This window comes from Hoeflea sp. (assembly GCF_984452065.1).
Map to the genome: position 1 here is coordinate 24,556 of NZ_CFHWAF010000031.1, position 12,641 is coordinate 37,196.

General features: G+C 60.9%; 15 protein-coding genes. 6 read left to right on the forward strand and 9 right to left on the reverse strand.

Features of this window, described 5'->3' with window-relative positions:
- The 3 genes from AC5E6N_RS08275 to AC5E6N_RS08285 form a co-directional block, all read left to right on the forward strand.
- A partial coding sequence (locus tag AC5E6N_RS08275; protein WP_491747391.1) for an SDR family oxidoreductase occupies positions 1-168 on the forward strand: 168 nt, incomplete at its 5' end.
- A gap of 7 nt (positions 169-175) precedes the next feature.
- Positions 176-1,003, forward strand: coding sequence for a ThuA domain-containing protein (locus tag AC5E6N_RS08280; protein WP_491747378.1), 828 nt, complete (start codon positions 176-178; stop codon positions 1,001-1,003).
- On the forward strand, positions 1,000-2,646 hold the full coding sequence (locus tag AC5E6N_RS08285) for a class I adenylate-forming enzyme family protein (RefSeq protein ID WP_491747379.1): 1,647 nt from the start codon (positions 1,000-1,002) through the stop codon (positions 2,644-2,646). The genes AC5E6N_RS08280 and AC5E6N_RS08285 overlap by 4 nt, the downstream gene beginning before the upstream one ends.
- 16 nt (positions 2,647-2,662) lie before the next feature.
- On the opposite strand, the gene AC5E6N_RS08290 is transcribed toward AC5E6N_RS08285, so the two are convergent.
- Positions 2,663-3,460: an SDR family oxidoreductase gene (locus tag AC5E6N_RS08290; RefSeq protein WP_491747380.1), complete on the reverse strand. Its 798-nt coding sequence runs from the start codon at positions 3,458-3,460 to the stop codon at positions 2,663-2,665.
- Positions 3,461-3,469: 9 nt separating this feature from the next.
- Entirely contained in the window at positions 3,470-4,012 is a 543-nt protein-coding gene (locus AC5E6N_RS08295) for a VOC family protein (protein WP_491747381.1), read from the reverse strand.
- A gap of 232 nt (positions 4,013-4,244) precedes the next feature.
- Here AC5E6N_RS08295 and AC5E6N_RS08300 point away from each other — a divergent pair, with 232 nt between their 5' ends.
- Positions 4,245-4,931 (forward strand): GntR family transcriptional regulator, encoded by a 687-nt coding sequence (locus AC5E6N_RS08300; RefSeq protein WP_491690784.1) that lies wholly within the window; start codon positions 4,245-4,247, stop codon positions 4,929-4,931.
- 63 nt (positions 4,932-4,994) lie between these two features.
- On the opposite strand, the gene AC5E6N_RS08305 is transcribed toward AC5E6N_RS08300, so the two are convergent.
- From AC5E6N_RS08305 to AC5E6N_RS08315, 3 genes are read right to left on the reverse strand one after another with little or no spacing between them, the layout of a single operon-like run.
- Entirely contained in the window at positions 4,995-6,407 is a 1,413-nt protein-coding gene (locus tag AC5E6N_RS08305) for a dihydrolipoamide acetyltransferase family protein (protein WP_491747382.1), read from the reverse strand.
- 1 nt (position 6,408) lies between these two features.
- Positions 6,409-7,422, reverse strand: a complete 1,014-nt coding sequence (locus AC5E6N_RS08310) for an alpha-ketoacid dehydrogenase subunit beta (protein WP_491747383.1) — start codon at positions 7,420-7,422, stop codon at positions 6,409-6,411.
- 11 nt (positions 7,423-7,433) lie between these two features.
- Positions 7,434-8,399: a thiamine pyrophosphate-dependent dehydrogenase E1 component subunit alpha gene (locus AC5E6N_RS08315; RefSeq protein ID WP_491747384.1), complete on the reverse strand. Its 966-nt coding sequence runs from the start codon at positions 8,397-8,399 to the stop codon at positions 7,434-7,436.
- Positions 8,400-8,531: 132 nt separating this feature from the next.
- Here AC5E6N_RS08315 and AC5E6N_RS08320 point away from each other — a divergent pair, with 132 nt between their 5' ends.
- On the forward strand, positions 8,532-9,695 hold the full coding sequence (locus AC5E6N_RS08320) for an acyl-CoA dehydrogenase family protein (RefSeq protein ID WP_491747385.1): 1,164 nt from the start codon (positions 8,532-8,534) through the stop codon (positions 9,693-9,695).
- 5 nt (positions 9,696-9,700) lie between these two features.
- Entirely contained in the window at positions 9,701-10,024 is a 324-nt protein-coding gene (locus AC5E6N_RS08325; RefSeq protein WP_491747386.1) for a Rieske (2Fe-2S) protein, read from the forward strand.
- On the opposite strand, the gene AC5E6N_RS08330 is transcribed toward AC5E6N_RS08325, so the two are convergent.
- From AC5E6N_RS08330 to AC5E6N_RS08345, 4 genes are all read right to left on the reverse strand, one after another.
- Positions 10,021-10,893 (reverse strand): alpha/beta fold hydrolase, encoded by an 873-nt coding sequence (locus tag AC5E6N_RS08330; protein ID WP_491747387.1) that lies wholly within the window; start codon positions 10,891-10,893, stop codon positions 10,021-10,023. The two genes, AC5E6N_RS08325 and AC5E6N_RS08330, sit on opposite strands and share 4 nt — an antisense overlap.
- Positions 10,890-11,636 (reverse strand): ThuA domain-containing protein, encoded by a 747-nt coding sequence (locus AC5E6N_RS08335; protein ID WP_491747388.1) that lies wholly within the window; start codon positions 11,634-11,636, stop codon positions 10,890-10,892. The genes AC5E6N_RS08330 and AC5E6N_RS08335 overlap by 4 nt, the downstream gene beginning before the upstream one ends.
- Positions 11,633-12,094, reverse strand: coding sequence for a MaoC family dehydratase (locus tag AC5E6N_RS08340; protein ID WP_491747389.1), 462 nt, complete (start codon positions 12,092-12,094; stop codon positions 11,633-11,635). The genes AC5E6N_RS08335 and AC5E6N_RS08340 overlap by 4 nt, the downstream gene beginning before the upstream one ends.
- The coding region (locus tag AC5E6N_RS08345) for an RHO alpha subunit C-terminal catalytic domain-containing protein (protein WP_491747390.1) at positions 12,084-12,641 on the reverse strand (558 nt) is incomplete at its 5' end. The genes AC5E6N_RS08340 and AC5E6N_RS08345, both read right to left, overlap by 11 nt.

Below are 12,641 nucleotides of genomic sequence, written 5' to 3' on the forward strand. Positions count from 1 at the left end.
GACGAGGCGTTCTTCAATTCGATCCTCGCCCAACAGCCCGACGGAAGGATGGGCGAGGCCGACGAAGTCGCGCGCTGTATCGCCTTCCTCGCATCCGACGCTGCAAGCTGGGTCACGGGGACGAACCTGATCGTGGATGGCGGCTTTACCAAGCGCGTGCAGTTCTGAGGCACGGGTGGTTATCCGCTACGACTCCCCCTGGAACCTGCTGGTATCGACCAAGGGGCACCCCTTTGACCGGGGCGCCTTCAGCGCCATGTTCGATGCGATGCGCGGCATGACATGGACCCATATCGAGCAGCCCGCGACAGCGGCGCTGCTTTCGCCTGAAGGCTGCGCCGACTTTGACGCAATCCTTTTTTATGACGTGCCCGGCCTGCAGTTCAGGACGCCGGAGCCACCGGTGCTGGTCGATCCGCCGGAGGCGATGAAGGCGGGGTTCACCGCCCTGCTCGACGCCGGCAAGCCAATGATCTTCCTGCATCACGCAATGGCTGGCTGGCCGACCTGGGACACCTATGCCGAGGCGATCGGCGCGCGCTTCTTTTACCAGCCGGGAACCTACAAGGGTCGCGACTATCCAGACAGCGGCTACCTGTTTCCGGCGACGTACCGCGCCAGGGTTCTGGGCGAGCACCCGGTCACATCGGGGCTGGGCGACGGGTTTGAGGTCACCGACGAGCTCTATCTTTTCGAGATGCTCGAGGAAGGCGACGATCTGGTCCCGCTTCTTGCGGCGGATCATGCCTTCACGATGGACGAGTTCTATTCCGCGAAAAACGCGCTTGAGGCCCGCATGTGGACCCGTGACGGCTGGCCACACGGTCCCGGCACCAATCTCGTGGCATGGGCGAAACGTTCCGGAAACGCCCCGACCGTGACCATCCAGATGGGCAATGACGGCAAGACGTTCGGGAACGAGAAATTCCGGACCCTTCTGAGGAATGCCGTTGACTGGGTGACCGGCGACGAGGCCGCCCGCTGGGCCAGAAACGAGGCATGACCTGCCCGTCCGCAAGGGTTGTTGCGGCCGGCCACAAGACTACGGCGCAAACTCTTGCCGATGCCGCACGCAACTGGCCCGACGCAACCGCCTTGTTGATCGACGGCACACGGCTCTCCTGGCGTTCACTCCTTGAGGACGCCCGGTTATGGGCGCGCGGACTGGTCGCCGCCGGCATCAAATCCGGCGACCATGTCGGCATTCTGATGCCCAACAGCGCCGACTATGCGCGGCTGTTTTATGCCTGCGGCTTCATCGGCGCGACCGCTCTGACAGTGAACGCGCGGTTCAAGGAAGACGAACTCGCCTATGCGATCCGGCATTCCGATATGGACATACTGTTCATCGGCGGCCACTCGCTGCCGCATCTTGACTTCCGGGCCATGCTCACCCGGATCTTTCCCGATCTTGGGGACTGGCAGGGCCGCCGTCTCCATCTGGTCGACGCGCCTCGCCTGCGGGCGATTTATGCGATTGCGGATCCGCGCGAAACCGACTGGCCAACCGGGGCGGCTTTTCTGGAGGCGGCTGAGAACGTCGATCCGTCGACCGTCGAAAGGCTTGGCGGTGAAGCGTCACCGGACGCACCCGCGTTGATGATGTATTCATCGGGAACCACGTCGCGGCCCAAGGCATGCCTGATCAGCCACCGCTCCCTGGGCATGATTGGTGCGGCCTTTGCCGAGCGCTTTGACCTCTCGGCCGACGACTGCATCATGAACCCGCTGCCCTTCTTCCACATGTCCGCAATGCTGCCGATGTCCGCCGGCCGCGCTTCGGGGGCGGCCCTGGTTTCGACGGCGCATTTCGAGCCAGCAGAAGTGCTGCGGCTTATGGAAGAGGAGCGCGTCACTTTCGGCTATCTCAGCTTCCCGACACTTGTGAACCAGTTGATCGGCCACCCGGAATTCGTCGCGCGCGATCGTTCTGCGCTTCGTTTCCTGCACTGCGTAGGCCCGGCAAAGACAATGGAAAAATACACGCGCGCCTTTCCTTCGGCGCAATATATCAACGCCTACGGATTGACTGAAGCGACCGGTGTTCCGTGCTTCACCGATCCCGCCGACCCGCCCGAAGAGGCCTTGAACGTATCGGGCCGGCCCTTTGCGGGCGTCACCGCAAAGGCGGTGGATCCGGCGACACTGTCCGACCTTGCTCCCGGCAAGCACGGCGAAATCTGGCTATCGGGCTGGCCCTTGTTCGAGGGTTACTTCAAGGATACGCAGGCAACGGACCGCGCCCTGGTCGATGGCTGGCTGCGTACCGGCGACATGGGCCATGTTCGCGCCGACGGATGCCTGGTTTATGATGGTCGTCTGAAAGACATGCTGAAAATCGGCGGCGAGAATGTCGCCGCGCTCGAGATCGAGACCTGGCTTTGCTCCCATCCGGACGTCCAGATCGCACAGGTCATCGGTGTTCCCGACGACCATCTGGTTGAAGTCGCGGCCGCCTATGTGGAACTGGTCGAGAATGCGCGCATGACACCGCGGCAACTGGTCGACTATTGCATCGGCAAGATCGCCCGTTACAAGATCCCGCGCTACGTGCGCTTCGTGGATAGCTGGCCGATGTCAACGACAAAGATACAGAAATTCAAACTGCCCCGCGACTTCACCCGGAACGAGAAGATCGAACCTTAAGAACGATCGGATCAGATCAGGTCTGACCCGGCTGCTCCCGCGCGGCTTTTGCGGCCGCCATTATCTCGGCATTGGTCGGGTTTCGGCGCAGCGTAAGTCCGCCATTGACCTGAAGCACCTCGCCGGTCACGAAGCAGCCGTCCGTACAGAGCCAGGCAATCGCTTCGGCCGTCTCCTCCAGCGTGCCGACCCTGCCCAACGGATATTCGCGGGCAAACGCGCCGACCACCGCAGCATTGCGCGCCGCCCTTGCCGTCATGGGCGAAGCCATGAAGCCCGGCGCGACACTGTTGGCCCGGATGCCGCGGGCGCCGAACTCGTTTGCGATACACCGGATCACATGATCCATACCCGCCTTGGTGCCCATATAGGCCGCGTGGTCTTCCATCATGATCGTCGCCGTCGCACTCGAGACCTGCACGATGCACCCGTCATCGTTCATCACCCGGAGCATGGCCTGAAAGAACTGGTAAGGTCCGATGAACTGCAACGCCGTCATACGCTCGAGCTCTGCCCGCGAGGTGTCGAGAAACGGCGTCAGCAGTCCCCAGCCGGTGGTGTTGACGGCGATATCGACGCCACCCATCAGTTCAACCGCCTGCGCGGAAAGGGCGGCCAGGTCTTTCTCGTCGGTGATGTCGCAGAGCACCGCGTGCCCGCCGATCTCGTCCGATAGCGCCGAAAGCGGCGCCTCATTGCGCCCGGCCACCAAAACCGTGGCGCCCTCTTCTGCGAGCCGGCGAGCGGTGACCTGCCCCAGATTGCCCTCGCCCGCCGCCCCGAGAATGACCGCACATTTTCCTTTCAAACGCATCCCGGCCTCCTATTGTTTCGGTTCCGGCCAGCCGTCGCGGATCGGGTCATGCCCGTTCCAGTTGATCGCCGCCTGCCTGATCTGCTCGAAGATCGACGCCCGCTCCGCGGTGAGTTCGGTCACTTCGAATACAAAGTCGGGCTCGTCCGGATGCTGGTAGTAGACGAAATCACCATAGCGCGAACGGCCCTCTTGGGCCTTGGAGAATCCGTTGGCGAGCGCATCGCTCATGACCGTGTCATAATCCGCGCTCCACGAGGAATAGTGATGCGGGGCAAGGCCAAACCCGTGCCGGTCGGAGAGCTCCGTAAACAACGAAGGCGCAGGGCTGATCTGCCGTATAATCTCGATCTGCATATCGCCTGAATTCGCCAGCGCCGCGTCGATCTGCAGCTTGATCGGCGCACCCCGATATCGGCATTCCAGGACCGGTATATCCCAGGCCACAATCCACGGCCCGATACCGGCTGTTCCGTGAAAAAACTCGAGCGCGCGATCCATGTCGTTGGTCACATATGCGATCTGACGCACATCACCGAAAACTCGGCTCATCAAAACACCTCCCGTATATTTTTAAAGTAGCATATTAATACAATTACGACACTTTCGACAGCCCGTTTTTCCTCTCCTTACCAATGAGGGCGACCATAAAGCCGGATCGAACGGTTGATCCCGTTGCCATAATTCGAAGAATTCAGGCTGGAAATTGCATTATCCGTAATGCTATTAACAATATACGAAAAGGCTGACGGCACTCAGGTGCATTGTGAGGGAAGACTGCCGCATGGTAAAAACCGCTGGAAAAACGCATGCTGAATCCGTACGCGTTTCGCTTGAGAGCGACATTTTTTCAGGGCGCCTCCCGCCCGGCGCCTCTTTGGATGAAGAAGCCCTTGCGCGGCGCTTTTCCGTTTCCAGGACACCGGTGCGCGAGGCGATGCTGCAACTGATCCAATCGGGTCTTGTCGAAAAGAAACCGCGCCACGGCGCAATCGTCACGCAAATCGACCTGCCCGACATGATCCGCCTGTTCGAAGTCATGTCCGAACTCGAGGGGATTTGCGCGAAGTTTGCCGCCCGGCGGATGACAATGCAGGAACGCACCGCACTGCGCAAATTGCACGAGCAATCGGCTGTGGCCTATGAGGCTGGAGACCATGACAAATACTACGCGCTCAGCCGCAAGTTCCATCTCATGGTGATCGAAGGGACCTACAATCAGGAATTGATCGACACGACCAACAGGCTGGGAATCAAATTGGTTCCATACCGGCGATTCCAATTGAACTATCCCGGGCAAAGCGAAAACAACCTGCGTGACCACGAGGCAATCATGGAGGCAATCGTCGCCGGCGATTTTGAGCTGGCCGCCGATCTGTTCCGCAAGCATACCAATGTGCAGGGTGACGTCCTTGCCGAATATATCGCCATCGGCGACCACAAGGCGAAACAACTGAACGCTGCGGGCTGAAACAGCACTCTCGAAAACCAAAAGGCCGCAGGGCGCCCTGCGGCCTTGTGCGTCATTGCGCAATCAGTTTTCCAGTTGCGCGGGATTTTCCACCAGCCCCTTGAGCGTCGCCAGGAATTGCGCCGCCAGCGCGCCGTCAATGGCACGATGATCCGCCGAAAGCGTCACCGAAATCGTTGTGGCAAATCCAATGCCTCCGTTCGGGTCCTCGACCGCCTCGCGCCGCGGACCGCCGACCGCCAGAATGGCGCCCTGCGGAACATTGATGATCGCATCGAACGCGCGCACACCGTACATGCCCAGATTGGATAGCGTGAAGGTTCCGCCCTTCAGTTCACACGCCTCGAGCTGGCGCGATCGTGCGCGGACCGCAAGGTCGGCCGACGCCGCTGCAATGTCCTCAAGCGTCCGGTTGCCGGCATCGCGCAGAACCGGCGTGATCAGTCCGCCGTCAATGGCGACCGCAATGCAAATGTCGGCGGTTTCGAAAACGGTCACGCCGTTGTCCGAGACATGGACGTTCGCCCCGGGATGCTCCCGGAGCGCCAGCGCCGTTGCCCGGATCAGCAAGTCGTTGACGGAAATTTTCGGGCCGGAGCCGGAAGCATTGATCCGCTGACGAAGGTCCTTGAGGGCGTCGATCCTGATGTCGACGGTGGTATAGAAATGCGGCACCGTCCGTTTCGAGGCGACAAGCGCCGTCGCAATCGACTTTCGTATGCCGGTAAAGGGCTGCTCCACTGCGGTCCGTTGCCTGACGTTCTTGCGCGCGGGGCGACGCTCCGCTTTCACCGGACGTGACCACAGACCCGCCGCAACGGCCGCCTCCTCCGCATCGCCCAGCGATACCCGTCCCTTTCGCCCGGTACCGGAAAGCCCGGACAGGGACAAACCCACTTCATTGGCAAACTTTCTTGCGTTGGGGCTCGCATTGACGGTTTCATTTTCGGTCCGGACTTCTTCCGCGGATTTTGACGGCCCGGAACTGCGGGCCACATCGCCGCGCAAGACCTTGCCCTTGTGTCCGGTGCCCTTGATCGTCGCAATGTCCACCCCGGCCTGCTCCGCGGCTCTGCGGGCAAGCGGCGATGCTTTCACATCAGACGCAACGGAAGCGGTCGTGGATTCACCCCGGGCGTCCACTGCTTCCGGTGCCTCGTCGGCGGGCTCGAAACCTGCATCGACCGGCTTGAACGCGGCAATGAAGCCTTCGATCTCCGCGTCGCCGACCGACGGGTCGGCCAACACCGCGATAAGGGCCCCGACGGGAACGACCTCACCCTCCGGCACGATGATCCGGCGCAACGTACCTGGAACTTCGACTTCCATACTGTTGACGATCTTGTCCGTTTCGACGTCGACGAGTTCCGCGCCCTTCACGGCATCGTCGCCTTCGGCCAGGTGCCATGCCGTGACCGTTCCTTCGTACATTTCAAGCCCCCACTTGGGGAGCGTGACCGGGGTAATCTTTGTCATACTACTCTTTTTCCAGGACGGATCGGATGGCAGCTTCGATATTGGCGGGGCCCGGTACGTACATCCGCTCCAGTTCGCGCGCGAAAGGAACGGGCGTGTGCGGCGCCGTCACCTTCCGGACCGGCGCCATCAGATCATCGAAGCCCTCGGATGCCGCCAGCCCGGCTATTTCGGAGGCAATCGAACAGATCGGGTTCGATTCGTCGACCACGACCAGGCGCCCGGTCTGGGACAGGCTTTCAAGTATCGTTTCCTCATCGATCGGCGATGTCGTGCGCATGTCGATCAGATCGCAGGTGATGCCCTCCTCGGCGAGTTTGTCGACCGCCTTGGCCGCGAAGTGCACCATCCGCGCGATGGCGACCACCGTCACATCCCGCCCCTCGCGCAGCAGGGCTGCCTCGCCGAAAGGAACAATAATATCGCCGTCCGGCACGGGGCCTTTGCGGGCGTAGAGTGCCTTGTGTTCGAAAAAGGCGACCGGATCGTCGTCCCGGATCGCCTGTTTCAACATACCCTTCGCATCCGCCGGCGACGAGGGAACACACACTTTGAGGCCAGGCACCGACGACAGGATCGGGTAGATGGTCTGGCTGTGCTGCGCGGCGGCGTTCATGCCGGCCCCCATCGCCATGCGAAGCACCACGGGTGTCTTGGCCTTTCCGCCGAACATGTAGCGGAACTTGGCCATCTGGTTGAATATCTGGTCGAACGATACGCCCACGAAATCTGCGAACATCAATTCGGCCACCGGCCGCATCCCCGCCAGGGCAGCTCCGTTTGCAAGCCCGACAATGGCGCTTTCAGAGATTGGCGTGTCGATCACACGGTCTTCGCCAAAGCGCGGCAACAGCCCCTTGGTCACGCCGAAAATCCCACCTGCCGCATCGCGCTTGCCGGACGTGCCGCCGGCGCCGCCGGACACATCCTCACCCATGACGATAACGCTGTCGTCCCGCTCCATCTCCTCCTTGAGAGCCGCGTTCAGCGCGTCACGCATTGTCATTTCACCCATGCCGAAATTCCTCAGTATTCGATATAGACATCAGACATCATGATGTCCGCGCCCGGTGCCGGCCCGGTGCGCGCACTTTCGACACAGTCATCGATGAGCGAGAGCACCTCGGCGTCGATTTCATCCAGTTCCTTGGAACTGAGTATCCCCGCTTCGGTCACCTTTTCGCGGACTTGTTTCAACGCATCGACGGATTCGCGAAAATTCTTCACTTCATCCTTGTGGCGGTAATGCTGCGGATCGCCCTCGAAATGGCCGAAATATCGCGTCGCGGTCGCAAGGACCGCGCTCGGCCCTTTGCCTGCCCGGGCATGCCCGACAGCTTTTTCCGCCGCTTCGTATACGGAAAAATAGTCAAATCCGTCCGCTTCCCAGACGGGAATGCCGAAGCCCTCGGTTCTGGTTTTGAGGTCCCCGCCAATGCCGTAGGAAGCTCCGGTGTGCTCGGAATAGCCATTGTCCTCGAGCACGAAAAGCTTGGGCAGCTTCAGCACCACCGCCATATTCATCGCCTCGAACACCGTGCCCTGATTGGACGCGCCGTCGCCGGTAAAACTGACCGAGATCGAGCCGTCGCCCCGCGCCTTGCAAGCGACCGCCGCGCCGACGGCGATCGGCTGACCAGCTCCTACAATCCCGTTTGCGCCAAGCATGCCCTTGGTAAGATCGGCAATATGCATGGAGCCCCCGCGCCCCTTGCACAGCCCGTCGGCGCGCCCGTAGATCTCGTGCATCATGCCTTTGGGGTCGCATCCGCGCGCCAGGCAATGACCATGCCCGCGGTGAGTCGAGATGATGTAGTCGTGTTCGCCGAGGTTTTCGCAAACACCCACCGCAATCGCTTCCTGACCTGAATAAAGATGGGTAAACCCGGCGATCTCTCCCTTGGGGTTTTCCACATGCAGGCGCTCTTCGAATTCCCTGATCAACCGCATCTGCCGGTAGGAACGGCGTATCTGGTCAGGATTTTGTTGCATAGGCTTTCCCTTTGTGCCCCCGCCGGGCCGAATATTTTTTGGTCATCGGGTGATTTTATATACTAATCTCAGGTTTCATTGTATATGTAAAGACATGATTTTGTATTCATAGACCGGTGGGAGAATGGCCAGATGGATTTCCAACTGACCGATGACCAGAAGAGTTTGCAGACTGCCGCACGTCGTTTCGCTCAGGAACAGTTGACCGGCCTTGCCCGGACGTTGGAGGAGGAGTGCAGGCCGGTCCCGCAGGACTGGCTCAAACGATTTGCCGAAATGGGTTTCCTGGGCATCAACGTTGCAGAAGAGTATGGCGGGCTCGGGCTCGGCAACCTGGAAGCACTGCTGGTTGTGGAGGAATTTGCCAAAATAAGCTCGGCGGTCGCATTCCCGATCTTCGAATCCTGTGTCGGACCGGTTCGCGCCATTGAACATTTCGCCCCCGAGAGCCTTCGCAGGAGGGTCATTCCACGCGTGTGCTCCGGAGACCTGGTCGTCGCCGTGTCCATGTCCGAGCCCGATGCCGGGTCGGCGCTGACCGACCTTCGCACCAATGCCCGCATTGAAGGTGAGAAGGTCATATTAAACGGGTCCAAGCGTTGGTGCTCGGGCGGCGGCCACGCGGATGGCTATGTCGTCTATTGCCGCTTCGATGAATTGCCGGGCGCCGGGGGCATCGGCGCCGTCTATGTTGAAAAGGACGCCTCCGGCCTCAGTTTCGGCCCGCAGGAAGAGCTGATGGGCTTTCGGGGCATCCCATCATCGGACCTTTACTTCGACAATGTCGAACTTCCTCTAGACGCGGTCATTGTGCCGGGCGGCGGCTTCAAGAAACTTATGGAGGCATTCGACCTCGAACGGTGCGGTAACGCGACAATGTCGCTTGGCCAGGCTTCGGGCGCGTTGGAGGACGTCTTGAGCTATGTGCAGGAGAGGAAGCAGTTCGGCCGCCCGATCGTCGAGTTTCAGGCGGTTCAGATCAAGCTTGCCGAGATGAAGCTGCGGGTCGAGGCGGCCCGCCTGCTCATTCACCGTGCGGCAAAAAACGCGGAGGACGGCATGCCCTCGATCCTCGACAGTTCTCTCGCCAAGTGCTTTGCAAACGAGATCAGCCGCGAGGTGACAGGCACCGCAGTCCAGCTCATGGGCGGCTATGGCTACTCGAAGGAATATCCCATGGAACGCAGGCTGCGCGACAGCTGGGGCTGGGGCATTGCGGGCGGTGCGATCGATATCCAGAAGATCAACATTGCTGCGGCCATGGTCGGTCGACGGTTCAACCAGCGGGCGGGGTAACGGCATTGGCGCCAGGACGTCAAAAGAGTTTCGAGGACGCCTGTTCGACCATGCAGGTGCCGTTGAAAGGCGTTTTTTTCACATCCATCGGATCGCAGGAGATCATGCTTGCCCGCAACAGCGCGGGCGATATTGTCGCATTTTCCGGCTTTTGCACCCATAGCATGGGCAAGCTCGAGGGCGGCCGGGTAGAGGGCGATGAAATCACCTGCCCGCACCACGGCGCCCGGTTCGACATTCGGACCGGGCAAGCGAAGAACGCATGTCCGGACCTGCCCCGGTTCGAGGTAAAAATCGACGGGCGGCGGGTTCTCGTGCGGCCCCGCTAAAGCGAGCCGAGGAAGTCGTCCAGCACCTCGGCGAAGACATCGTTGCGATCGCCGACGATCATGTGGCCCGCGCCGGTCACGTCGCGGAACGCGGCATGCGGTGCAAGTTCGAGGAAATGAGCGACGCTTTCGTCGTTGACGAGTTCGCTGTTCGAGCCGCGCACCAGGAGGATCGGCACCTGAATGGCCGCCAGTGCGGCCTCAAGCGACTTGACGGTATCTTCCTGCAGGCGGGAAGACCGCCGTCCGGTAATGAAAGCCGGATCCCAATGCCAGGCAAACCGCCCGTCCGGCCGGACACGCAGGTACCGCGCAAGGCTCTCGGCATTCGATTGCCGGCCCTTTCGTTCCGGCAGGTAGGCGGAGATCGCCCTTGCCGCGTCTTCGTAACTTTCAAACCCGTCCTCCAGATGACGTCCCATGAATCCGAGGACTTTGTCGACTCCGTCCTGATCGAGCTTCGGCGTTATGTCGACCAGCACAAGGGCCCTGATTGCACCGGACGCAAACCGCCCGGCGGTCAACAGACCGGCATTGCCGCCCAGTGAGGCTCCGACGAGCACCGGTGGTCCGGGAAAGCTCGCGGCGACCGCCGCAAGGTCCTGCCCATAGCGCTCCAACGTGTAATTCCGCGCCTTGTCCCACTCGCTTTCCCCATGGCCGCGCAAATCAAGTGCCAGCGCATGCCATCCGGCCTGGCCGAGGCGCTGCGCCACCCGGCTCCAGGCATAGCGGGTCTGTCCGCCGCCATGGGCAAAGAGAACGCCTTCCGTGTCGGCGCTGCCATAGGTCTCGCCAAGCAGGCGCACCCCGTCATCCATGGAAAACGCCACCGGCCGGGGTTTGGTGTCTGAGAGGCCATGCTTCATTGGTAACGCGGGTCCCTCATCGCCCAGCATATGCCCCGGCGCACCAGTTCGCGAAAGACGGGATGCGGCCATGAACCGCGTTCGACAAACGGGTAATCCTCCATGATCGGACGCATGTCGTAGCGCCCGCGCGTGTGCCCGAGCGTAAGATAAAGAACGGTGCCCTCGCCCACCTTGCGCAGATACATGACCTGATGGTCGTTCTCCGGCCAGTCCGATGCTTCAAACAACGGGGTCGAGCCCTGAAACCGCGTCGTCAGGAGGACCTCGTTGCCGGGCAGATGGTGTTGCAGATACTGCTCGTCCGACACCCGAAACGGCTCAATCCCATGAATGAGCGGGTGGCCGCTGCGTGTCGGCTCGACTTTAAATGTTCCCGGGGCCGGATGCGCCGCAAACTGGCTCCCCAGCATGTCGAGCATCGCCTGCGGCAAAGGCGGACAGACAACGGCCTTGTCCGTCTCGACAATCATTCGGCTGTTGGTGCCGTGCAGGGCGAACCAGCGCCCGCCCTTGTCGAAAAAGGCCCCGAGCGCCGCCAGCGCGGTGTCGTCCGGAACGACGTCGCATGTATAGGACAGGATCATCGCTGCATTGCAAATGTCGTCAGCCTCGTAGGTATCGCGAACGGTGACGCGCAGCCGCTCATGTTCGGCAAGCAACGTCAGAAGTTCCAGGCGCGCGTGGTCCATGTCGTGCCATCGCCCGCCGACAACGAGCAGAACCGCGATGCGCTTGCTCATACCTGCCGCCTGTAGACGAGATCGGTCGACGTGAACGAAAAAACGACCTCTCCGTCCTGGTTTTCCACCCAGTGATCCAGAACGGCAATTCCGACGCCGGGCCGGCTTTCGGACGGCCGCTTGGACGTCAGCTTCGATCGGGCGACGAGTGTATCTCCGGCGCGCGCGGCGCGACGCCAGCGCACATCGTCCCATTGGACGCCGCAGACCCAGTCGACGTCACCGTTCACCTCGTGATCCATGATCCGCCAGAGCGCGGCTGTGTAGATGCCGCTGGCGACCAGTTCACCGAAAAGCGAACCTTTTGCCGCTTCCGGGTCTTTATGGAAGAATTGCGGGTCGTAGCGATCCGCGAAGGCAATCATATCGGCTTGCATCACCGTGAGCGGCGAAGAGCGCGTCTCTTCGCCGATTTCCAGTTCTTCCCATTTTCTCCGGCGGCCGGCTTCAGTCGTCACCGATGTAATCCATCAAAACCTTGTGGAAGTGACGAATGCGAAGCTCCTGGTCGCCCAGCCACAGGCCGTCAAAGGCTTCTGAATGCATCCCTCTTTGAACGCCCGGCAGGTTCGCCGCATCCTGATCGATAACAAGGCCCATACTGCGTTCGCCATGTTTGAACCGTTCGTTGCGGGGCTTGCGGGGCCGCTCCTCGTCCTTCTTCAGGAGTTTGAACATCTGGACATCGAAATACATTTTATCCGGATCGGTTTCATGCGGCCGCTGGCGGAACAGCATCAGATCATCGGCATGGATGTTCATCGTGATGTTCGGAAAGATCATGTAGTGATAGTCGTCCGTCAGCTGCTCGTCATTCAGGTCCGAATAGTCGAGCCCCATCTCCAGCCCATGGTCCCGTTTGAACTTCTGGAGCGCCTCGCGCACTTCGCTGACCCGTCCGTCGAAATCCGCCGGATCCATCCCCGCCTCCTTCATCGCGTTTTTGATGAGATGCGGGATTTCCGTGGTCTCGTTCACCCGATGCGAGATTGTCGAAAACGGGAT

Coding starts and splice junctions, on each gene's coding strand:
- AC5E6N_RS08285 (WP_491747379.1), top strand. CDS start 1,000: ATGACCTGCCCGTCCGCAAGGGTTGTTGCGGCCGGCCACAAGACTACG.
- AC5E6N_RS08290 (WP_491747380.1), bottom strand. CDS start 3,460: ATGCGTTTGAAAGGAAAATGTGCGGTCATTCTCGGGGCGGCGGGCGAG.
- AC5E6N_RS08295 (WP_491747381.1), bottom strand. CDS start 4,012: ATGAGCCGAGTTTTCGGTGATGTGCGTCAGATCGCATATGTGACCAAC.
- AC5E6N_RS08300 (WP_491690784.1), top strand. CDS start 4,245: ATGGTAAAAACCGCTGGAAAAACGCATGCTGAATCCGTACGCGTTTCG.
- AC5E6N_RS08305 (WP_491747382.1), bottom strand. CDS start 6,407: ATGACAAAGATTACCCCGGTCACGCTCCCCAAGTGGGGGCTTGAAATG.
- AC5E6N_RS08310 (WP_491747383.1), bottom strand. CDS start 7,422: ATGGGTGAAATGACAATGCGTGACGCGCTGAACGCGGCTCTCAAGGAG.
- AC5E6N_RS08315 (WP_491747384.1), bottom strand. CDS start 8,399: ATGCAACAAAATCCTGACCAGATACGCCGTTCCTACCGGCAGATGCGG.
- AC5E6N_RS08320 (WP_491747385.1), top strand. CDS start 8,532: ATGGATTTCCAACTGACCGATGACCAGAAGAGTTTGCAGACTGCCGCA.
- AC5E6N_RS08330 (WP_491747387.1), bottom strand. CDS start 10,893: ATGAAGCATGGCCTCTCAGACACCAAACCCCGGCCGGTGGCGTTTTCC.
- AC5E6N_RS08335 (WP_491747388.1), bottom strand. CDS start 11,636: ATGAGCAAGCGCATCGCGGTTCTGCTCGTTGTCGGCGGGCGATGGCAC.